Below are 21,750 nucleotides of genomic sequence, written 5' to 3'. Positions count from 1 at the left end.
TTCCTAAGATCTTGAGAACGCCGGCTTCTGCTTGGCTTTGAAAGCCTCGACGCCGGCCCTGAGATCGCTTGTCAGCGCAATGAAGCCGCTGGCCAGCGCTTCGGTCGCGGCGGCACTCTCTTCGCCTTCGGCGATGGCAATCATCAGCTTGGCGGCTTCGGTTGCCAGCGGCCCGCGCTCGGCGATCTTGCCGGCCCAGGCCTTGGCGTCCGCGAACGCCTTGCCGGTCTCGACCGCCCGGTCGACAATCCCCAACGCCATCGCATCGGTTGCCAGAAACACCTCGCCGCCAAGCGCCATCCGCCGCACCGCCTGTGCACCGAACCGGCGCACGGCGCGCTGTGTGCCGGACCAGCCGGGAACGACGCCGATCGAGGTCTCGGGGAAGCCCAGCTTCACCTGTGTTTCTGCCACGCGAAAGTCGCATGCAGCTGCCAGTTCCAGCCCACCGCCCAGCGCATGGCCGGCAAGCACGGCGATCGTCGGCTGCCGCAGCCGCGCCAGCCGGTCGAAGACGCGGTGGCCGTGGCGCACCCATTGCACCTGGAAGTCGACAGCGCTCATTTCTGCCCATGCTTCGACATCGCCGCCGGCGCAAAAGCCCTTGCCTTCGCCGCAGACCAGCACGACGCGGACGCCATCCGCCGCCTCGGCCTCGTCGAGTGCTGCTTCCAGCGCCCGCAGCATCGGAATGTCGAGCGCGTTGAATTTCTCCGGCCGGCGCAGCGTGACAATGCCGATGGCGCCGTCAGTTTCAAAGGTTACTAGACGCTCAGCCATGTGCGCCCCCAAGCGAGGCGCCGCTATTAAGCAACAGGCCGATCGGTCGGTCGTGGTAGAGCGCGTCCGGCGTCACTTTGAGGTCGTTGGCGACAGCAAGCGGGATCTCGGCCTGCGCCAGCACATCGCGTTCAAGGTCGATGCCCGGCGCCAGCTCGGTGACCATCAGCCCTGCCGGCGTCAGCTTCATCACGCAGCGCTCGGTGATGTAGGTGATGTCCTGCCCTTGGGCGACGGCACGCTTGCCCGAGAAGGAGATGTGCTCGACCTCGCCGACGACTTTCTTGACCTTGCCCTCCTGGTCGATGCGGATGCCGCCATCGGCCAATGAGAGTTTGGCACCGGCATTGAAGAAACCGGAAAAGACGATCTTCTTCGCCCGCGCGGTGATGTCGACGAAGCCGCCGGCGCCGGCGGTGACATGCGGCCGCGCCGAAAGCTTCGAGACATTGACAGAGCCGTGGCGGTCGATCTGCAGGAAGGACAGCAGCGAGGCGTCGAAGCCGCCAGCCTGAAAATAGATGAACTGGTGCGGCGAGGGCATGAAAGCGTCGGCGTTCGACGAGCAGCCGAACTTGAAGTCGAGCAGCGGCACGCCGCCAACCGCGCCCTGTTCGATGACCCAGGTGACCTTGCCGTGCTGGCCTTCCTCGAGCAGGATGCGCGGCACATTGGCCGAGATGCCGAAGCCGATATTGACGACCATGCCGTCGGCAAGCTCCATGGCGACGCGGCGGGCAATGACCTTCTGGACGTTCATTTCAGCGTTGCGAAAGCTCGACAGTGGCCGGAAGATCTCGCCGGAGATGGCCGGATCGTAGGGCGTCAGCGTCGTCTGCAACTGGTCGGGCGCCACCACGATATGATCGACCAGCACGCCGGGCACACGCACATCGTGCGGCTTCAGCGTGCCGTTCTCGACAACGCGCTTGACCTGCGCGATGACGATGCCGCCATTGTTGCGAGCGGCCAGCGCCTGTTCGAGGCCGCCGAGATAGGCGCCTTCATGCTCATAGGTGAGGTTGCCGCGCTCGTCGGCGGTGGTGGCGCGGATGATCGCGACCTGCGGCACGATCGAGCGGAAATAGAGCCACTCCTCGCCATCGAACTGCTGCACGGAAACGATCGGCTCGCTGGCGGCGGCATTCATGGCGCAGCCTTGGTGGCGCGGGTCGGCGAAGGTGTCGAGCCCGACCTTGGTCAGCACCCCGGGGCGCTTGGCGGCGGCCTCGCGATGCATGTCGAACAGGATGCCGGACGGCACGTTATAGGCGGCGACCGAATTGTCGCCGATCATCTTCCAGATCTGCGGCGGTTCGGACGAGGACGGCCCGGATGGATAGGAGCCGCACAAAGTGCGCTTCAACAAGCCGGGCTTGGCGAGATGATCAATGCCCTTGATGCCGTACATGTCGCCGGCGGCGATCGGGTGCAGCGTCGTGATATCCTTGGGATGCCCATCCGCGTCGAAGCGCTCGCCGATGGCGGCCAGCACCGCGTCCGGACAGCCGAGGCCGCTCGACGATGACACGGAAACGACCATACCATCCTTGATCAGGCCGGCAGCCTCAGTCGCGGAGACGAGCTTGCTCACCCAGCACTCCCGAGCTTCGGGTCGATGGCAACGGCCTTGCCGGACCTGGCCGACTGCAATGCCGCTTCGGCTGATGTCAGCGACCAGACGCCGTCCTCACCGGTGGCGGAAGGCTGGCTCTCGCCACGGATCGCCGCGTGGAATTGGCGCAGCGAACGGGCATAGAGGTCTTCGCGGTCGAAGCTCAATTCCTCCTCGCCCTGTGCCGTGCGCAGCAACACCGAGCCGATTGGCTTCTGCGTCATCACATCCCTTGCGATCAGCGAGCCTTCGCTGCCATGCACCTCGAAGCCGGTGCCGGCGAATTTGGTGGTGAAGCCCTCATGCGACTGGGCGATGACGCCCGATGCGAAGCGCCAGAGGCACATGGCGCCGTCTTCCAGCCCGCCGGCGGCCATGCCGGCCGATTGCGTGAACGCCGAGATCTCGACGGGATCGTCGCCGAGCACGAAGCGCAGGGTGTCGGCATCATGGACGGTGATGTCGAGCACCACGCCGCCGCCGGCGTCCGGCCTGGTGATGCGCCAGCCCTGCAGGTTTTCCGGCAGATAGACGGAGTGGAAGACGCGCGCGGCGATCGGTCTGCCGATGCGGCCGGCAGCGATCGCTTCGCGCATCGCCCGATGCGAGCCCGCATTGCGCAGATGGTGATTGGTGCCGAGCACGACGCCGGCGGCCCTGGCCGCCGCGACCATCTTGCGGGCGTCGGCGCTGGTCAGCGCCAGTGGTTTTTCGCAAAGCACATGCTTTCCCGCCTCGATGGCGGCGAGTGTCTGTTCGAGATGCAATTCGTTGGTGGTCGAGATGTAGACGGCGTCGATGTCGGAGCCGAGCAATTCATCAATCGTCGCGACCGCCGCCGGAATGCGGTTTTCCCGAGCATAGGCGGTGGCCCGCTCCAGGCTGGAGCTCATCACTGCGGCGATCTCGCCGTCCGGCTGCGCGCGGATGGCGCCGATCATGAACTGTCTTGCGATCGTGCTGGCGCCGATCAGCCCCCAACTGAAGGTCATGCCGCGTCTCCCATTCCTGCGCAGCCATGCTCCTTGCGATCGGGGCCGCAACTTTCCCTGACCACGAGGTTGACGGCGCCGATATGATCCTCGGCGCGCGTGGTGCGCGATTGGATCATCTTCAGCACGACATGGGCGGCGCGCTCGCCGAGGCCGGCGGTGTTCACCGCGACGCTGGTCAGCGCCGGCATGTAGTGCTCGGCCTCGGCGACGTCGTCGAAGCCGACGACGGCAAAGTCCGCGCCAGGCTCCAGGCCGCGCTTGCGTAGCGCCAGCAAGACGCCGAAGGCGACCGCATCGTTGAAGCAAAGGGCTGCAGTCGGCGGCGCGGCCATGGCGAGCGCGGTTTCCAGGCAGGCAATGCCGCCCTTGCGGCTGGTTTCGCCCTCGAAGACCAGCCTGTCGGCCGGTGCGATGCCGAGCGCTTCACAGGCCTCGCGAAAGCCGCCCAGCCGCTCGTGATAGACGACAAGGTCGGACGAACCGCCGAAGAAGGCCAGCCGGCGGTGGCCCTTACCGATCAGATGGGCGGTAGCGAGATAGGCGCCGCGATGATTGTCGGGCGTGATCACCGGGATGCGGCTTTCGGGGAGGCGGCGCATGACGAAGACAACCGGAACGCCCGCGGTCTCAAGGCGGCGGAACGCGCCGGGCGTAGTGCCGCGCGCGGGAGACACGACGAGCCCGGCGACACCCTGCTCCATCAGCGATTTCAGAACCTCTTCTTGGCGCACCGGGTTTTCAGCCGTATTGGCGATGAAAGGCACGACGCCGGCCGACTGGAAGACGCGCTCCATGCCGACCGCCAGTTCGGCGAAGAACGGATTGGTGAGATCGTTGATGACCATGCCGATGACATTGGAATGGGCCTTGCGCAGATTGGCGGCGCCGCGGTTGTAGACGTAGCCGACGTCCTCGATCGCCTTGCGAACCTTGAGCGCAGTTTCAGGCCGGATCAGCCCGCTGCCTTGCAGCACCAGCGAAACCGTCGATTTGGACACGCCCGCCTCACGGGCTATGTCGAGTATCGTTGCCTTGGCCCGGCTGGCCATCCAGATCTGTCCTCCCGATGGTTTCTTATGCGATTTATTGGAACGATCTAATCCCTCCTATGGATTTGAGTCAATCGCGTTTTTGCGAATCCGTGAAAATGCGGCTCATGGCGCCCAATTGCCAAGGAGTGTATGGCTTTCTGCTGTTGCGCTGCCGCAATTGGACCGGCGCACGGCGGAGCGGCAAAGCATCTTGATTTATTGGAACGTTCCATTTAATAGGCGCTGGGAAGGGAGAGAGCCATGGACATCACCTTGCCAGGGGAAGGCGGCGGCCGCATCCGCTACCGGCTTGTCGGCCAGCCGGTGCAGCCTGCGGCCGGCGCGCGGTTCTCGCGCATCGCCTATGCCGCCGCCCATGTGGTCGCCGATCCTGTGGCGATGACCGATCCGTGGTCCCGGCCGGCAGTCGACTGGGACAAGACGATGGCGTTTCGCCGTCACCTTTGGCGGCTCGGCTTCCGCGTCGCCGAAGCGATGGACACCTCGCAGCGCGGCATGGGTTTCGACTGGGCAAATGCCAGGGAATTAATCCGCCGCTCGATCGCCGAGGCGCGCAGCGTCGACGGCGCCGATCTCGCGTCGGGCGCCGGCACCGACCATCTGGCGCCGGGCGCCGCGAGCACGCTCGCCGATGTCATCGCGGCCTATGAAGAGCAGCTCGGCTTCATCGAAGGACTTGGCGGCAAGGCGATCATGATGGCCAGCCGTGCACTGGCGGCGGTCGCCAAAGGGCCCGACGATTATGTCAGTGTCTACGACCGCATCCTGTCCCAGTCCTCCGGCAAGGTCATCCTGCACTGGCTGGGCGATATGTTCGACCCGGCGCTGAAAGGCTACTGGGGCAGCAGCGATTTCGAAACTGCGCTCGAGACGGTGATCGCGATCATCGAACGCCATGCCGGCAAGGTCGAAGGCATAAAGATATCGCTGCTCGATGCCGGCAAGGAGATCGCGCTCAGGGACCGGCTGCCCGAGGGCGTGGTGATGTTCACTGGCGACGACTTCAACTACCCCGAGCTGATCGCCGGCGACGGCGACAGGCATTCGCACGCGCTGCTCGGCATTTTCGATGCCATCGCGCCCGTCGCCAATGCGGCGCTGGCAAAGCTGGCCGACGGCGACCGCGCCGGCTATGACGCGCTGATGGTCCCGACAGTGCCGCTGTCGCGCAAGATCTTCGAGGCGCCGACCGAATATTACAAGGCCGGCATCGTTTTCATGGCATGGCTTAACGGCCATCAGGAGCACTTTTCGATGATCGGCGGCATGCAATCGGCGCGCGGCATCCGTCACTATGCCGATGTCTTTCGCCTTGCCGATCAGGCGGGGTTGCTGGCCGAGCCGGAACTCGCCATCGCCAGAATGACAAGCCTCTGCGCAGTAGCGGGTGTCTGATCGCTAGACGATACAGCGTCTGATCCAAACGCCTGGTTTGGGTGGTTTTGCGATTTGGCTTGTCTGGATAAATCTGTATGCGGTATGCGTCCGGCAACAGAGAAGCCGATCCGGCGCTCCGCCGGCCACTGGCAAAGCTGCCGTTCTGCATTGGGGTGAGTTGATGACCTTCGACCTTCAGGGCAAGCGCGTTTTTGTCGCCGGGCATCGCGGCATGGTCGGCTCGGCCATCCTGCGCAGATTGGCCGACGAGGATTGCGAGGTCCTGACCGCCTCGCGCGCCGAGCTCGATCTTCTCGACCAGGCCGGGGTGCGGCGCTGGATGGCCGACCGCAAGCCGGATGCAGTGGTGATGGCAGCGGCCAAGGTCGGCGGTATCCTGGCCAACGACAGGCTTCCGGTCGATTTTCTGCAGGACAACCTCGTCATGCAGAACAATGTCATCGACAGCGCCTTCCGTAACGAGGTGCAGAAGCTGCTGTTTCTCGGTTCATCCTGCATCTATCCCAAATTCGCGGCGCAGCCGATCTCCGAGGACGCCTTGCTGAGCGGCCCGCTCGAACCCACCAACGAATGGTATGCGATCGCCAAGATCGCCGGACTGAAACTGTGCCAGGCCTACCGGCGCCAATACGGTGTCGACTACATCTCGGCGATGCCGACCAATCTCTACGGCCCGGGCGACAATTTCGACCTCAATTCCAGCCATGTCGTGCCCGCTCTGATGCGCAAGGCGCACGAGGCCAGGCGCGCCGGCCGCAAGAGCCTGGAGGTGTGGGGATCGGGCACGCCGATGCGCGAATTCCTGCATGTCGACGACGCCGCCGACGCCCTGGTCTGGCTGTTGAAGAATTATGCCGGCGACAGCCACATCAATGTCGGCTCTGGGGAAGACATCACCATTGCCGACCTTGCCCGCACCATCGTGTCGGTCGCCGGCGCCGATGCCACGATCACATTCGATCCGACAAAGCCGGACGGCACGCCGCGCAAGCTGATGGACGTATCGCGCCTGTTCGCCACCGGCTGGCGCCCGCGCTACTCGCTGCGCAGCGGATTGGAACAGACCTATGCGTGGTTTCTGGAGCACGTCGAGACTGGCGATCTTCGCCTCGGCGCGGCCTGAGGTCGGTATTGGCGAGCTCGGCGTCAGGATCGGATCAGGCCGAGAACGTCAGCCGATGAAAACACCGACGGCCGATTGAGGGATTGTCTGGATGGTGGGCGTGACAGGGATTGAACCTGTGACCCCTGCAATGTCAATGCAGTGCTCTCCCGCTGAGCTACACGCCCATCCGAAGCCGCGCATACACCATTTTTGGTTCTGCACGTCAATAGCGGGAAAAGGGAAAGAATGGCTGGCTTGCCGGGCCGGTCAGGACGGGACAAAAAGCGCGTCAGGCGGCCTGCAGCATCTTTTCGACTTCGTTGACGAGGTCGCGCAGGTGGAACGGCTTCGACAGCACCTTGGCGTCTTTCGGCGCCTTCGAATCGGGGTTCAGCGCGACGGCGGCAAAGCCGGTTATGAACATCACCTTGAGGTCGGGGTCGATCTCGGTGGCGCGGCGGGCGAGTTCGATGCCATCCATCTCCGGCATGACTATGTCGGTCAAAAGCAGCGAAAAAGGTTCCTCGCGCAACCGCTCATAGGCGCTGGCACCATTGTCGAAATCGCTGACCTGATAGCCGGCGCGCTCCAGCGCCTTGACGAGGAACCGGCGCATGTCGTCGTCGTCTTCCGCCAGCAGAATGCGTGCCATCTTGTCCCGTCCGAATCACCCAACCGACAATGCCGTGCGGCAAGCCCGTTAACCATGCTGTATATGAGGAGGTGACGGTAAACATCAAGTGAACGTTGGGCGCACAATCCTGATTTGGCTAGCGCTTCGGCGGCTGGACATGCGGGCGGCGAGGTGGCACTTTCCTATCATGATGCATTGGTATTTCCGGGTTCGTTCAAATTGAAAACGGCAGCCGAGGATTTTTCGGTCGTTCCACCCTTCGAAATCCGATCGGGCGCCGAACAGCGCGTTCCCTTCCTCTTCAACTCGCCGCATAGCGGCCGCTACTATCCGGACCGGTTCATGGCGATGGCCAAGCTGGACCGCAACGCCATCCGCCGCTCCGAGGACTGCTATGTCGAGGAATTGTTCGGCGGTGCCGTCGCGCTCGGGGCGCCGATGCTGGCGGCAAACTTCCCGCGCGCCTATCTCGACGTCAACCGGGAGCCGTGGGAACTCGACCCGCGCATGTTCGCCGAACCGGTGCCGTCCTTCTGCAACATCCGCTCGGCGCGGGTGGCCGGCGGGCTCGGCACCGTGCCCAAGCTGGTCGGCGAGGGGCTCGACATCTATTCCGGCCGCTTGCCGCTGGCAGAAGCCGTCGCGCGCATCGAAGCGGTCTACAAGCCCTATCACGAGACGCTGAAGCGGCTCTTGACCAGAACGCATGCGCGCTTCGGCTACGCCGTGCTGATAGACTGCCACTCGATGCCGGCAAGCATAAGAGTTGGCGACAGCGGATTGCGGCCGGATTTCATCGTCGGCGACCGTTTCGGCATCTCGGCCGCGGCGGCGTTGACCGAGACGGCGATCGGCCTGCTCACCGGCATGGGCTACAGCGTTGCCCACAACAAGCCCTATGCCGGAGGCTTCATTACCGAGCACTATGGCCGGCCCGTGCGCCATCTGCATGCTCTGCAGATCGAGGTCAATCGCGGGCTCTACATGAATGAGCGGACGTTCCAGAGATCAGCTGGTTTCGACGCGTTGGCCGACGACCTGGCGCGGTTTTCGGCCGAGTTGATGGCAATGCCGGATCATCATTTCGTCGATCTGCCGCTGGCCGCCGAATAGCGGCCGGAATCGCGGCATTCGCCGCTCATGTGGCAGCGTAAAAAGCGTAAAAAAAGACCGCATCGTTTGCACGACACGGTCGAAGTCTAGGGAGGAAACGCCCAAGGAGGGCATGGACAGGAACCCCTGTCCGAGAACAAACGTATTGTGCGCTGCACAAATGTCAAGGCACGTTCCGGCTTTTTTAATTCACTGTGAAGTGGAAATTGCATTTCCATGATGACTGCGTTGCATTCGAGCAACAGTTGGCGTCGTGCGAAAGGCTCCGAATGCCCTTGTTTCGGTACAAAACGCCCTTGTTTCGGCACAAATCCGTAGGCAAACCGGCATCTCAAACATGCTGGAGCGGGAGAATCAGTTGGACATCAGCATCGAGTTCATGCGGCGCATTGCGCGTGCCGCCGCAGCCGAGACCTTGCCGCGCTTCCGCAATCAGGGCGCGGTCACCAACAAGGAGCGCGGCAGCTTCGACCCGGTCACCGAGGCCGACCGCGAGGCCGAGCGCGCCATCCGGGTGCTGATCAGCGAGCAGTACCCCGATCACGGAATTCTCGGCGAGGAACATGGCAGCGAAAACATCTCCAGCCGGCATGTCTGGGTGATCGATCCGATCGATGGCACACGCGCCTTTATTTCCGGCCTGCCGGTATGGGGCACGCTGGTCGGGCTGACGGTCGACGGCGATGCCGTCGCCGGCATGATGTCGCAGCCCTTCACCGGCGAGCTGTTCTACGCCAACGCTTCCGGCTCGCATTATGAAGGTCCTGGTGGCCCGCGAAAACTCACGACGCGCAAGACCACAAATCTCGCCGACGCGACGCTGTTCACCACCACGCCGGCGCTGTTCAAGGGAGACGCGCGCCTGCGCTACGACTTGTTCGAGCAACAGGTCCAGCTCGCCCGCTACGGCACCGACTGCTATGCCTTCGCCATGGTGGCGGCAGGCAGCGTCGATATCGTTGCCGATCCGGGATTGAAGCCCTACGACATCGTTGCGCTTATCCCGATCATCGAGAAGGCAGGCGGCGTCGTCACCACTTTCGAGGGCGGACCGGCGGAAAAGGGCGGCGACATCCTGGCGGCGGCGACGCCGGAGCTGCACGCAGCAGCGATGGCGGCGCTGCGCGGCTGAGGATCCGTATACCCAAGCGTCTGTTTTGCGCAAATCCGACGGAAACCGTGGTACGGTTCTAAAGCGCGTCGGGTTTGAATCGACTCATGGGAGACGCGCTCGTTTGGATGTCGTATCGCAAAACCGCTGCGCACTTTTGCGGGGCATGCATTAGCTATCGGCAGGCCAAGCGTCCGAGAGACGCAGGCCCCACAAAATGAGCACGAAAGAGATGAGGCCGGTCGGCGCAGACGAATACGCCACGCCTTTGATGACGGTTTCCTGAAAGGCACTTCCGTGGAAGGCTCCGGCCGCCAACGGCATTGTCTCGTTGCCGGCCCCCCAGGCGCTGGCGATCACGTAGGCGGCCAGGATCGCCAAAGCCGAATAGATCAGCAGCCAGAACGCAATCCGCGACATCGCCGCGCCGAGATTGAGCCTAGACCATGTGAGGCCTAGCGCCAGCAAAAGAACGCCCTCCAGGGCGCTGAGCGTGTGCGCGGACAGTCCGAGCCGCGGTGCGGCGAGGTAGGGTATTGCAAACCCTTCGAATGACGAAAACAGCAGCAGCGCGACGCCAATCTGCAGTAGCCGATGCCCCTGACGTGACAGCGTGTTCGATGCGTTCATGGTCGTTTTTCTCCCGGTCTCTGCCGAATTGCCGCCAATCTCTTTGGCCGCTACCTAGCGCTCGATGCCTGAACGGGAATAAGGGGCAAGCTGCGCCGGGCAAGCAACCCGCGCAGGCTTTGTTGCCGGGCGCGGGCGAAGCGGTCAAACAGCGTCGCCGGTTCCTGGGATGAAAGCATCGAATGCCGCAAGCAGTTGCTCGCGATAGAGGTCGGCTTCCTGCAGGATCTCGTGGCGAGCGCCGTCGATCATCACTAGCGAGCCGACGCGCAGACGTCTTGCATAGGCTTCGACTGCCCTGGTCGAGACGACCTGGTCGGCGCCGGCGGCGATCATCAGCAATGGCACCTGGACCTTGGCCATGAAATCCCGGTCGCTGACGATCAAGGACGCCTCCGTGGCCGCCTTCAGCCAGCAGATCGTCGGTCCGCCGAGCGCCAGCTGCGGATAGGTTTCGTAGATCAGCGTGTTGCGTCGATAGCGTTCCGGGTCGCTGGTCAGCTTGTTTATGGCGAAGGGCACCGATTCCTTCGGCCGCGGCCCCCATGCGGCATAGAGCCGGCCAAGGCCGAGAAGGCAGAACAGCGAACAGATGCGGCGAACGGTTTTTACCGAAACCGGGAGGTCAGGCACGGTGAAGAACGGTGCGATCAGCACCATGCGACGTACGCGGTTCGCCATTGAGGGTGCGGCGAGCAGCGCAATTACCGCCCCGGCCGAATGGGCCAGTATGTAGTAGGGTCCCCGGCAATCGGGCAGCACGATCTCTTCGAAGAACTGCTCGAGATCGCCGGTATAGTCGAAAAAGCTTCGGACGTAGCCGCGCTGGCGATCGCCGATCATCCGGTCGGAAGCGCCTTGGCCGCGCCAGTCGAGGGTCGCCACGCCAAAACCCCGGTCGGCAAGGTTGCGAATGGTCTCGAAATACTTCTCGATGCACTCGTTGCGGCCGGTCAGGACGACGACGGTGCCCTTCATCGGGCGGGCAACCGCGGCAAACAGCCCATAGCGGATCTTCTTGCCGTCGCGCGTGGTGAAGAAGCCGCCGGCCGCGTTTTCCGGCAGCGGATTGCCTGGAGTTTCGTAGAACAGGGAGGGCTGGGGGAACAGATCGGTCATACGGTGTTTGCTTGGCGTCGGTGACGGCGTGGGCGCAAGTCAGGCATAAACGCCCATGCGCCAAAAGCAAAGGAATTCGGGACGCCGGGGACGTTGACCCAGGCAGCGAACAAGTAAGGCCGGAAGCAACCTAGGGCGTGCTTCCGGCCTCTGTCGACCCGGGAGGAAGGGACGTTACACCCGGTTCGGCCTCGTCGTGTCGCCTTCTCAGGCGACCTGTTTCTGATCTCGAGAACAGTTTTAATGCCGTCTGGCTGAACGCTCGCCGAAGCCACGGTTCATCTGCCGTTCATCGGCATCGGGACGTGATCAGGGGCCGATGCGGTTCGGACGCGGGCAAATCTTGAAATGCCGTCGCCCGCTTCCCAAATTTGTTATGCGGCCGCCAATGTCGGGGCCGCTGGCCCATCCGGAACGCCGTCACGGGTTTCGCACTGGCCATACGCAAACCTTGTTGCTCAACAGGAGAACACACCATGCGTCACGTTGATTTTTCCCCGCTCTACCGTTCGACCGTCGGTTTTGACCGGCTGTTCACCATGCTCGATTCGCTTGCGCAGCCGGAAGGCCAAACCTATCCGCCTTACAACATCGAGCGCACCGGTGAGGACGCCTATCGCATCTCGATGGCTGTGGCCGGCTTCTCGGAAGATGAGATTTCGATCGAAGCTCACCGCAATGTGCTGACCGTCAAGGGTGAGCGCAAGGAGGAAGGCAATGGCGAAGGCTCCGAACTGCTCTATCGCGGTATCGCCAGCCGAGCCTTCGAGCGCCGCTTCCAGCTTGCCGATCACGTCGAGGTTGTCGGCGCCGCGCTGAAGAACGGCCTGCTTTTTGTCGACCTCAAGCGCAACATCCCCGAAGAGCTGAAGCCGCGCAAGATCGCGATCACCTCGGCTCCGGCCAAGGCCAAGCAGATCGAGGCCAAGACCGCCGCCTAAATCGGGCAGCTAAACTCCCCGGGACGCCAACTCCCCGGGAAAAAGGGGCGGTGCAGCAAATGCGCCGCCCCTTTTTGTGGTGGTAAGACTTGCTATCCGGCGAGCAGGTAGCCGAAACGGTCGACCTCGTCGGCCGTGGTCGCGAAGCTGGTGACGAAGCGATAGAGAGCTTCGTCCTCGCCGACATGGTTGTCGTAGCCGAGCGGCCTATGCCAGTCGTGGAACACGGCGCCTGCTGCTTGCACTCTTTCGGCCTCGGCCTTTTTCATGACCGCGAAGACCTCGTTCGCCTGCGGTAGCCAGGCCAGCCGGGCTGAAGGGGAATCTTCGATCGCCGCGGCTAGGCGTGCCGCCATCGCATTGGCGTGCCGTGCCGTGTCGAGCCATAGCCCACCCCTGAAATAAGCATCGAATTGCGCGGCGATGAAGCGCGATTTCGAGAACAGTTGGGCGGCGCGCTTGCGCAAAAACGCCAATTCCTTGGCTCGCTCGAGGTCGAACAGCACGATCGCCTCGGCGCACCAGCAGCCATTCTTGGTGCCGCCGAAGGAAAGGATGTCGACGCCGTGCTTCCAGGTCATTTCCGCCGGCGTCGTTCCCAGCGCGACGAGCGCATTGGCAAAGCGGGCCCCGTCCATGTGCAGCGGCAATCCGTGCTGCTTTGCAATCGCCGAAATCCTGGCGATTTCGTTCAGCGTGTACACGGTGCCGACCTCGGTCGATTGGGTGATCGAAACCGCCATCGGCCGCCCGGAATGGACGTTTTCGGGTGCGAAACGGTCCACTGCCCGTTCCAGATCGCCGGCATCGATCTTGCCGAGTGCGCCGTCGATTGTATAAAGCCGCGAACCGCCGGTGAAATATTCCGGTGCACCGCATTCGTCCTCGATGACATGCGATTCGCGATGGCAGAAGGAAATGCCGCCTGGCTTGTTGTAGGTAGTCAGCGACAGCGAATTGGCAGCGGTGCCGGTGGCCACGAAAAACACCGCGACCTCGCATTCGAAGATTTCACTGAAGCGCTGGTAAACGGCCTTGTCGAGGACGCCGTCGCCATAGGCGGTGGAGAAGCCGTCGGTATGGGCCGACAGGCCGGCAGCGATACGGGGATGGGCGCCTGCCCAATTGTCGGAAGCGAAAATCATGCGTCTGCCTATGCTGGGAAAATTGGTGCGAGCTTGGCCGCTTTCGCATGCCGGCCGCAAGTGGCAGATGCCGAAAATCCGCTAAAGCCAGCGAAAGCCAGACCGTAGATGCAGCGACTGAAGGTTACGCTGTCGCCGCGTTCCGCGCAATTTTCTGTCGCCAACGCTCCAATAATTTTGTGAATCGGTCTTGTATGCGCTTAAGATTTCTGTCATAAAAATTTAGGACAGTAGTGCTGTCTTATTTTGTCGCACAAAACTGGCCGCATTGGCATATGATTGCGCCTCTACGGCCATTGCCGCGAGCGACAGCTAGACAGCCTGGCTCTGGCCTGTACGAATACCATATGCGAACCATGCGGAAAGCCGCACGGTCGGCAAGAATTTCGCCAGACGTGCCGCAAGATTGAAAGGGGAGCCACGCGCTTCCCGACGGAAACCAGCGCCCGAAAGGGACGGAACGGAGGACACGACGATGACGGACATGACGCCATCTGCGACGAAGGCCGCGCAGACGAAAGCGGCAGTCGTCAAAAATCCGTCCCTGACCAATATTGGGCGAACCAGCACCGGCTATGCCGCGCACGGCCTCTACGATCCGCGCAACGAGCATGATGCCTGCGGCGTCGGCTTCATCGTCAACATGAAGGGCGTGAAGTCGCATCAGATCGTCGAGGACGGCCTTGCCGTGCTCGAAAACCTGACGCATCGCGGGGCCGTCGGCGCCGATCCGCTGGCCGGCGATGGCGCCGGCGTGCTGGTGCAGCTTCCAGACCGTTTCTTCCGCGAAGAGATGGCAGCCCAGGGCATCGAACTGCCGCCGGCCGGTCAGTACGGTGTCGGACACTGGTTCATGCCGCAGGATGCAGCACTTCGTGCTCACATCGAGGACATCATTGCCGAATCGGCGCAGTCCGAGGGGCTTCCGCTCATCGGTTTCCGTGATGTGCCCGTCGACAATTCGTCCTTGTCGACGGCGCCTGATATCGTGGCGTCCGAGCCGTTCCATCGTCAGATATTCATCGGCCGTACAGCCGACATTCTTGACGACGAGGAGTACGAGGCCAGGCTCTATCTGTTGCGCAAGGTGATATCGGGCCGCATCTACGCCGAGAACGACAACAAGGACATCGGTTCCTACTGCGTGTCGCTGTCGGCGCGCACCATCGTCTACAAGGGCATGTTCCTGGCCTACCAGGTCGGCGCCTATTACAAGGACCTCACCGATCCGCGCTTCGAAACCGCGCTGATCCTGGTCCACCAGCGCTTCTCGACCAACACGTTCCCGTCGTGGAAGCTGGCGCATCCCTACCGCATGGTCGCGCACAATGGCGAGATCAACACCGTGCGCGGCAACAACAACTGGATGGCGGCGCGACAGGCGTCCGTCGATTCCGAACTGTTCGGCAACAACATCTCGAAGCTTTGGCCAATCTCCTACGACGGCCAGTCAGACACCGCCTGCTTCGACAATGCGCTCGAGTTCCTGTTCCAGGGCGGGTACAGCCTCAGCCACGCCATGATGATGCTGATCCCGGAAGCCTGGGCCGGCAACAAGCTCATGGATGCCGACCGCAAGGCTTTCTATGAATACCATGCCGCGCTGATGGAGCCGTGGGACGGACCGGCGGCGGTGGTCTTTACCGATGGCCGCCAGATCGGCGCCACGCTCGACCGCAACGGTCTGCGCCCGGCACGCTACATCGTCACCGACGATGACCGCGTCATCATGGCCTCGGAAGCCGGCGTGCTGCCGGTGCCGGAGGAGAGGATTGTCAAGAAGTGGCGGCTGCAGCCCGGCCGTATGCTTCTGATCGACCTCGAGAAGGGCCGCATCGTCTCTGACGAGGAGCTCAAGTCGGAGATTGCGACCAGGCATCCGTACAAGAGCTGGCTCGCCAACACGCAGCTCATCCTCGAAGACCTGAAGCCGGTCGAGCCGCGCGAATTGCGCAGGGATGTCAGCCTGCTCGATCGCCAGCAGGCGTTCGGCTACAGCCAGGAAGACACCAAGCTGTTGATGTCGCCGATGGCGACCACTGGCCAGGAAGCCGTGGGATCGATGGGCACCGACACGCCGATCTCGGCGATGTCGGACAAGTCGAAGCTGCTCTACACCTATTTCAAGCAGAACTTTGCTCAGGTCACCAACCCGCCGATCGACCCAATCCGCGAGGAGTTGGTGATGAGCCTGGTGTCCTTCATCGGGCCGCGGCCCAACATCTTCGACCTGGTTGGCAATTCGCGCCGCAAGCGGCTCGAGGTGCGCCAGCCGATCCTGACCAATGGCGATCTCGAAAAGATCCGCTCCATCGGCCACACCGAGGACCGGTTCGACACCAAGACGATCGACATTACCTATGGCTCGAACGAGGGCGCAGCGGGCATGCAGGGTGCCATCGACCGCTTGTGTGAGCGGGCGGAGGCGGCGGTCGCCGGCGGCTACAACATCATCATCCTGTCCGACCGCCAGGTCGGGCCGGACCGGATCGCCATCCCGGCGCTTCTGGCGACAGCCGCGGTGCACCACCACCTGATCCGCAAGGGATTGCGCACTTCGGTCGGGCTGGTCGTGGAATCCGGCGAGCCGCGCGAAGTGCATCATTTCTGCTGCCTTGCCGGCTATGGCGCCGAGGCGATCAACCCTTATCTTGCCTTCGACACGCTGCTCGATATGCACAAGCGTGGCGAACTGCCGAAAGAGGTGGACGCCTACGAAGTGGTCTCCCGCTACATCAAGTCGATCGGCAAGGGCATCCTCAAGGTGATGTCCAAGATGGGCATCTCGACCTACCAGTCCTATTGCGGCGCGCAGATCTTCGACGCCATCGGGCTGAAGACCGATTTCGTGCAGCAATACTTCACCGGCACCGCGACACTGATCGAGGGCGTCGGACTGGACGAGATCGCGGCCGAGACGCTCAGCCGCCATACCGATGGTTTCGGCAACGACCCGGTGCTGCGCAACAGCCTCGAGGTGGGCGGCGAATACGTGTTCCGCATGCGCGGTGAAGCACACATCTGGTCGCCGGATGCGGTGGCCACCTTGCAGCACGCCGTGCGCCAGGGCTCGTGGGAAACGTTCAAGGACTATTCCGCCCAGATCGACAGCGAGACGGCCCGTGCCCAGACCATTCGCGGCCTGTTCAAGATCAGGCTCGCGGAAGAAACTGGGCGCAAGAAGGTTTCGCTCGACGAGGTCATGCCGGCGGCCGACATCGTCAAGCGGTTCTCGACCGGGGCGATGTCCTTCGGCTCGATCTCCAGGGAAGCGCACACGACGCTGGCGCGCGCCATGAACGCCATCGGCGGCAAGTCGAACACCGGCGAGGGCGGCGAAGAGGCCGACCGCTATCTGCCACTGCCGGGCGGCGGCAAGAACCCCGAACGCTCGGCGATCAAGCAGGTCGCCTCGGGACGCTTTGGCGTCACGGCGGAGTATCTTGTCAATTCCGACATGATGCAGATCAAGGTCGCGCAAGGGGCAAAGCCCGGCGAGGGCGGCCAGTTGCCGGGCCACAAGGTCGACGCGACCATCGCCAAAGTCAGGCATTCGACGCCGGGCGTCGGCCTGATCTCGCCGCCGCCGCATCACGATATCTATTCGATCGAGGATCTGGCGCAGCTCATCTACGACCTAAAGAACGTCAATCCGGCGGCGGACGTATCGGTCAAGCTGGTCTCGGAAGTCGGTGTCGGCACGGTTGCGGCCGGCGTCGCCAAGGCGCGTGCCGATCACATCACCATATCAGGCTATGACGGCGGCACTGGCGCTTCACCGCTGACCTCGCTCAAGCACGCCGGCAGTCCGTGGGAAATGGGCCTTGCCGAGACGCACCAGACGCTGGTGCTCAACGGCCTCAGGTCGCGCGTCGCGCTGCAGGTCGATGGCGGCCTGCGCACCGGGCGGGACGTTGTCATCGGCGCGCTGCTCGGCGCCGACGAGTTCGGTTTCTCGACCGCGCCGTTGATCGCGGCCGGCTGCATCATGATGCGCAAGTGCCATCTCAACACCTGCCCGGTCGGCGTCGCGACGCAGGACCCGGTACTGCGCAAGCGCTTCAAGGGCACGCCCGAGCACGTCATCAACTTCTTCTTCTATGTGGCGGAAGAGGTGCGGGCGCTGCTCGCCGAGATGGGCTACACCCATCTCGACCAGATCATCGGCGACACCGACCTTCTGGAAAAGCGCGAGCTGATCCAGCACTGGAAGGCGCGCGGGCTCGACTTCAGCAAGATGTTCTACAAGCCGGATGCGCCGCACGAGGCGGTGCACTGGACCGAGCGGCAGAAGCATCCGATCGACGACGTGCTCGACCGCAAGCTGATCGAACTGGCAAAGCCGGCGCTCGAAGCCAGGCAGCCAGTCAGCATCGAACTGCCGATCCGCAACGTCGACCGTTCGACCGGCGCCATGCTGTCGGGTGAAGTGGCAAAGCGCTTCAAGCACAAGGGCCTGCGCGAGGACACGATCTCGGTCAAGCTCACCGGCACGGCCGGCCAGTCCTTCGCCGCCTTCCTGGCGCGCGGCGTCTCGTTCGAACTGGTAGGCGCGGCCAACGACTATGTCGGCAAGGGCCTGTCGGGCGGCCGCATCGTCATCCGTCCGCCGGAGAACACGAAAATCGTTGCTGCCGAGTCCATTATTGTCGGCAATACCGTGCTCTACGGCGCGACCGAGGGCGAGGCCTATTTCTGCGGCGTCGCCGGCGAGCGTTTTGCCGTGCGCAATTCGGGCGTCGCCGCCGTCGTCGAAGGCGTCGGCGACCATGGCTGCGAATACATGACCGGCGGTATCGTCGTCGTCATCGGCCAGACCGGTCGCAACTTCGCCGCCGGCATGTCGGGCGGCGTCGCCTATGTGCTCGACGAGGCGGGCGATTTCGCCGAACGCTGCAACATGGCGATGGTCGAGCTGGAGCCGGTTCCGGAAGAGGACGACCTGATGGAAAAGCTGCTCCACCATGGCGGCGATCTCGACCACAAGGGCCGTGTCGACGTATCCGGCGATATGACCAGCCATGACGAGGAGCGGCTCTACCAGTTGATCTCCAACCACGTCCACTACACGGGCTCGGAACGAGGTCGCGAAATCCTCGACGATTGGGCGATTTTCCGGCCGAAATTCCGGAAGATCATGCCGGTCGAATACCGCCGCGCGCTGATCGAGATGGAACGTATGCGCATGAACGTGGCGGCGGAATAGATTTGGAAATTGCCGGGAAGCCATGCGTCCCGGCAACCATCTTCATCAACAATCCTGACCTCGGACTGAAGGTTGCCACGGCTGCCTTATGAGGTTAACGGGTGCGTCGCCAGGCGTGCCTTCCGGACAGCAGGGACTGGACTATGGGCAAGGTAACAGGGTTTCTCGAGATCGATCGGCAGGTGCACAAGTACCAGCCGGCTTCCGACCGCATCCGGCATTTCCGCGAGTTCACGCTGCCGATGTCGGATAAGGAGGTCGAGAAACAGGCGGCGCGCTGCATGGATTGCGGCATTCCGTATTGCCATGGACCGACCGGCTGCCCGATCCACAACCAGATCCCGGACTGGAACGACCTCGTCTACAATGGCGACTGGGACAACGCGATCCGCAACCTGCATTCGACCAACAATTTTCCGGAATTCACCGGCCGCATCTGTCCGGCACCTTGCGAGGAAGCCTGCACGCTGAACCTCGAGGACATTCCGGTCGCCATCAAGACGATCGAGCAGGCGATTGCCGACAAGGCCTATGAAACCGGCCATATCCGGCCCTATCCGCCGGAACGGAAGACCGGCAAGCGCGTCGCGATCATCGGCTCGGGGCCGGCCGGCATGGCGGCCGCCCAGCAACTCGGCCGCGCCGGCCATGACGTTCACGTCTATGAGCGCGAGAGCCGGCCGGGCGGGCTGATGCGCTACGGCATCCCCGACTTCAAGATCGAGAAGCATTATATCGACCGGCGCATCGAGCAGATGCAGGGCGAGGGTGTCAGCTTCCATTGCGGCGTCAATGTCGGCGTCGACAAGCCGGTCGCCGAACTGCTCGCCGAATACGACGCGGTGCTCTATTGCGGCGGTTCCGAAACGCCGCGCCCGGCCAACATCCCGGGCGACGATCTCGACGGCGTGCACGACGCGATGCCCTATCTGGTGCAGCAGAACAAGCGCATCGGCGGCGAGCCGATCCAGTCGGTGGCATGGCCGTCGCGCCCGATCGTCGCCGGCGGCCAGCATGTCGTCGTCGTCGGCGGCGGCGACACTGCCTCCGACTGCGTCGGTACCGCCTTCCGCCAGGGCGCGGTGCGCGTCACCCAGCTCGACATCCGGCCGCAGCCGCCGGAAAAGGAAGACAAGCTGTCGGTCTGGCCCTACTGGGCGACCAAGATGCGCACCTCATCCTCGCAGGCCGAAGGCGCCGAGCGCGAATTCCAGGTGGCGACGCTTGAATTCATCGGCGAAGACGGCCAGCTGACCGGGGTCAAATGCTGCGAGGTCGACGAAAAGCGCAAGCCGATCGCCGGCACCGAATTCGTCATCCGCGCCGATCTCGCGTTCATCGCCATCGGCTTTGCCGGGCCGGCCGCTCGAGGGCCGGTGTCGGAACTCGACGGGCAGATGACGATCGTCACCGACAGCCGCCGTTCGAAGAACGTCGAGGCCAATGACCGCGATTACAGAACCAGCGTCGAAAGGCTCTATGCGGCTGGCGACGTGCGGCGCGGCCAGTCGCTGGTCGTCTGGGCAATCCGCGAGGGCCGCCAGGCGGCGCGCGCCATCGATGAGGCTCTGATGGGATCGAGCGTGCTGCCGCGCTGAGTCCGTTCCGAAACTCTACAGAAAGAGTCGCCGGTTTTACTGCCGGATCGCCGTCGTCGTGTCGGATGCAGCAGCCGCAGTCGCAGGTTGTATCTTGGGCGGCCACGAGAAATCGTCGGCGCGGCCGGGCGAGGCGTCGGTCGCCTTGCCCTCGACGATCAGCTTTTCGCCGGGCAAATTCTTGTCCGCCTTTGCCGGCGGGGCGGCGCCGAGAAGTTCCGAGCCGCCGTCCAGCGCCGGATCGCTGAGCAGCATCGGCACAGTGCGATCGGCGGCTATCGGTGCGGCAGCAGGTGCCGGCGCCTCGACGGGAGCGCCGGCCGGGGCAGAAGCTGTGACCACGCTTCCCGGAGCGGCCAGCCCAAGGATCTTCATCAGCGGCTTTTCGGTGTAGAAGGCGAGCTTGCGCTTGCCGGCCTTCGACATGTTGATGCCGTCGTCGGAGCGCAGGCGCACCGATTGGCCGTTTATGTCCGGTCCGCTGGTGATAAAGGCGCCGTTCTCGTCGACGAACCCGTCCCAGACATCGACGAATTCGCCGCCGTGGCTTTCGGCGGACGAGCGGTAGATGTCGTTGAAGGCCAGCATGTCGGAGGTCATTTTCGAGACCCGGAAGGCCGGCATGCCAACCCACAGATACGGCACCTTGGCTGAAGCGATGGCTTTGCCGAGCGCTTCGGTCCGGCGCTCGTACTCCTTGGTCCAGTTTTCGGATCGCGGCTGCTCACGCACATCGCCGACGCGCATCTGCTGACGGTCGTTCGATCCGAGCATGACGACGACGGCTGCCGGTTTTTCGGCAGCGATCAGCGACTTGACCTGTTCGGGCCAGTTGTAGACATCGTCGCGCACGAAGCCGGACGAGCCGTTGGCGCGGACGACAATCCTGACGCCGGTGTTTTCGGCAAAGGCGGCGTCGAGCCCCTCAGCCAGTCCAGACGCCATGAAATCGCCGACCACCAGAACGACGCGCGCATCGGGCGCCTTCTCGGCCACCGGGGTTGTCGGCTCGGCCGGCGCCGGCCGGCGAACGGACCGGGGCTTCCTCAGCTTGGGTCTGGGCTTTGTTCTCTGGAATTCTCTCGGGAATTCGGGCGGCGGCTGCTCAAACCGCTCGCTTCTGCGCGGAAACAACAGGTCGCGCAGCGACCAGCCACGACTTTCCGGCTCCTGCGCCATGGCCGAGGTATGAAAGGCGCTGGCCGCGCCGACTGCCAGAACGACGATCGCCAGAACGAGGATCGGCACGCGACGAACGATCAACCGGATGCGCGCAGCCGAAACCAATCACCCTCTCCATCCCGTAAC

16 protein-coding genes and 1 tRNA gene are annotated in these 21,750 nt (G+C 63.3%); 7 read left to right on the top strand and 10 right to left on the bottom strand.

The genetic code is table 11. The features are described from left to right. Positions 1–3 precede the first annotated feature (3 nt). Genes NKH29_RS11660 through NKH29_RS11645 form a run of 4 tightly spaced genes read right to left on the bottom strand, consistent with a single transcriptional unit; the run spans position 4 to position 4,439 of the window. Positions 4–780: an enoyl-CoA hydratase/isomerase family protein gene (locus NKH29_RS11660; protein WP_352494698.1), complete on the bottom strand. Its 777-nt coding sequence runs from the start codon at positions 778–780 to the stop codon at positions 4–6. Continuing rightward, positions 773–2,374 (bottom strand): acyl CoA:acetate/3-ketoacid CoA transferase, encoded by a 1,602-nt coding sequence (locus tag NKH29_RS11655; RefSeq protein ID WP_352494699.1) that lies wholly within the window; start codon positions 2,372–2,374, stop codon positions 773–775. The genes NKH29_RS11660 and NKH29_RS11655 overlap by 8 nt, the downstream gene beginning before the upstream one ends. Further along, positions 2,371–3,387, bottom strand: coding sequence for a Gfo/Idh/MocA family protein (locus NKH29_RS11650; protein WP_352999621.1), 1,017 nt, complete (start codon positions 3,385–3,387; stop codon positions 2,371–2,373). Before NKH29_RS11650 ends, NKH29_RS11655 begins: the two co-directional genes overlap by 4 nt. Next, positions 3,384–4,439: a LacI family DNA-binding transcriptional regulator gene (locus NKH29_RS11645; RefSeq protein ID WP_352999619.1), complete on the bottom strand. Its 1,056-nt coding sequence runs from the start codon at positions 4,437–4,439 to the stop codon at positions 3,384–3,386. The genes NKH29_RS11650 and NKH29_RS11645 overlap by 4 nt, the downstream gene beginning before the upstream one ends. A gap of 243 nt (positions 4,440–4,682) precedes the next feature. Between NKH29_RS11645 and NKH29_RS11640 the strand changes: the two genes are divergently transcribed. Further along, entirely contained in the window at positions 4,683–5,837 is a 1,155-nt protein-coding gene (locus NKH29_RS11640; RefSeq protein WP_023719064.1) for a dihydrodipicolinate synthase family protein, read from the top strand. Between the two features lie 163 nt (positions 5,838–6,000). After that, complete coding sequence (fcl, locus tag NKH29_RS11635) at positions 6,001–6,963, top strand: GDP-L-fucose synthase (RefSeq protein WP_352481930.1); 963 nt, start codon at positions 6,001–6,003, stop codon at positions 6,961–6,963. Positions 6,964–7,055: 92 nt separating this feature from the next. Here the strand turns inward: fcl and NKH29_RS11630 are convergent. Together NKH29_RS11630 and cpdR are read right to left on the bottom strand one after the other, a co-directional pair. Further along, positions 7,056–7,130: transfer RNA gene (locus NKH29_RS11630), tRNA-Val, on the bottom strand. 104 nt (positions 7,131–7,234) lie between these two features. Next, complete coding sequence (gene cpdR / locus NKH29_RS11625) at positions 7,235–7,597, bottom strand: cell cycle two-component system response regulator CpdR (RefSeq protein ID WP_006199474.1); 363 nt, start codon at positions 7,595–7,597, stop codon at positions 7,235–7,237. Positions 7,598–7,750: 153 nt separating this feature from the next. Between cpdR and NKH29_RS11620 the strand changes: the two genes are divergently transcribed. After that, positions 7,751–8,692 carry an N-formylglutamate amidohydrolase gene (locus NKH29_RS11620; RefSeq protein WP_352481931.1) on the top strand — a complete coding sequence of 314 codons (942 nt, stop codon included), beginning with the start codon at positions 7,751–7,753 and terminating at the stop codon, positions 8,690–8,692. 358 nt (positions 8,693–9,050) lie between these two features. Continuing rightward, positions 9,051–9,824, top strand: coding sequence for a histidinol-phosphatase (gene hisN / locus NKH29_RS11615; protein ID WP_023719086.1), 774 nt, complete (start codon positions 9,051–9,053; stop codon positions 9,822–9,824). A gap of 150 nt (positions 9,825–9,974) precedes the next feature. Here hisN and NKH29_RS11610 read toward each other — a convergent pair whose 3' ends face one another. Both NKH29_RS11610 and NKH29_RS11605 read right to left on the bottom strand, forming a co-directional pair. Next, on the bottom strand, positions 9,975–10,433 hold the full coding sequence (locus tag NKH29_RS11610) for a styrene oxide isomerase (RefSeq protein WP_023719087.1): 459 nt from the start codon (positions 10,431–10,433) through the stop codon (positions 9,975–9,977). A 144-nt stretch (positions 10,434–10,577) separates the two neighbouring features. Further along, complete coding sequence (locus tag NKH29_RS11605; protein WP_023719088.1) at positions 10,578–11,552, bottom strand: alpha/beta fold hydrolase; 975 nt, start codon at positions 11,550–11,552, stop codon at positions 10,578–10,580. Positions 11,553–12,028: 476 nt separating this feature from the next. Between NKH29_RS11605 and NKH29_RS11600 the strand changes: the two genes are divergently transcribed. After that, the gene (locus NKH29_RS11600; protein ID WP_023675381.1) at positions 12,029–12,493 is read left to right on the top strand and encodes an Hsp20 family protein; all 465 of its coding nucleotides are present in this window, start codon (positions 12,029–12,031) and stop codon (positions 12,491–12,493) included. A 92-nt stretch (positions 12,494–12,585) separates the two neighbouring features. On the opposite strand, the gene NKH29_RS11595 is transcribed toward NKH29_RS11600, so the two are convergent. Next, entirely contained in the window at positions 12,586–13,638 is a 1,053-nt protein-coding gene (locus NKH29_RS11595; RefSeq protein ID WP_352790804.1) for a threonine aldolase family protein, read from the bottom strand. 475 nt (positions 13,639–14,113) lie between these two features. Between NKH29_RS11595 and gltB the strand changes: the two genes are divergently transcribed. Together gltB and NKH29_RS11585 are read left to right on the top strand one after the other, a co-directional pair. Beyond that, complete coding sequence (gene gltB, locus NKH29_RS11590) at positions 14,114–18,844, top strand: glutamate synthase large subunit (RefSeq protein ID WP_352640189.1); 4,731 nt, start codon at positions 14,114–14,116, stop codon at positions 18,842–18,844. Between the two features lie 143 nt (positions 18,845–18,987). Further along, the gene (locus tag NKH29_RS11585; RefSeq protein ID WP_352465855.1) at positions 18,988–20,442 is read left to right on the top strand and encodes a glutamate synthase subunit beta; all 1,455 of its coding nucleotides are present in this window, start codon (positions 18,988–18,990) and stop codon (positions 20,440–20,442) included. 36 nt (positions 20,443–20,478) lie between these two features. On the opposite strand, the gene NKH29_RS11580 is transcribed toward NKH29_RS11585, so the two are convergent. Further along, positions 20,479–21,729 carry an SGNH/GDSL hydrolase family protein gene (locus NKH29_RS11580; protein WP_352494705.1) on the bottom strand — a complete coding sequence of 417 codons (1,251 nt, stop codon included), beginning with the start codon at positions 21,727–21,729 and terminating at the stop codon, positions 20,479–20,481. Positions 21,730–21,750 lie beyond the last annotated feature (21 nt).

The sequence above is a fragment of the Mesorhizobium sp. M1295 genome (genome assembly GCF_040318135.1).
Taxonomy (GTDB): Bacteria; Pseudomonadota; Alphaproteobacteria; order Rhizobiales; family Rhizobiaceae; genus Mesorhizobium.
The sequence above is the reverse complement of the archived record's forward strand: the minus strand, read 5'-3'. Positions and strand labels throughout refer to the sequence as shown.